The following is a 278-nucleotide window of genomic DNA, read 5'->3' on the forward strand; positions in this document are numbered from 1 at the left end:
TGAGATCGCAATGTCTCAGCCAGCAGGCCTTTCTGGTTGAGCAAGCCGCGATACCATGCACCCAAGCGAACAGCGGCGGTCATTCCTTCCGCACCCGGGGTATTCCACCTCTGCACTACATGATCGTCGAATGCTTTCGGCCAATCGAGAAGTAGCGGCTCGATAGGCGTCAGGCGCTTGCGAGCTTCTGCAAGGGTTTTGGGGTAGGTTGCCTTGCCTTCCTTACCAGTCCGTGCCCGAGCCATGTTGGCGGACAGAAACCACACGGTACGAGCAGT

Annotated in this window: 1 protein-coding gene; it reads right to left on the minus strand. The window is 57.9% G+C overall.

Annotated features, from left to right (window positions below):
• The coding region (locus A3722_RS24870; protein WP_236627443.1) for a hypothetical protein at positions 1-278 on the minus strand (278 nt) is incomplete at both ends.

Origin of the sequence: Sulfitobacter sp. HI0027 (assembly GCF_001634775.1) — a bacterium.
In the GTDB taxonomy this organism is placed as follows: Bacteria; Pseudomonadota; Alphaproteobacteria; order Rhodobacterales; family Rhodobacteraceae; genus Sulfitobacter.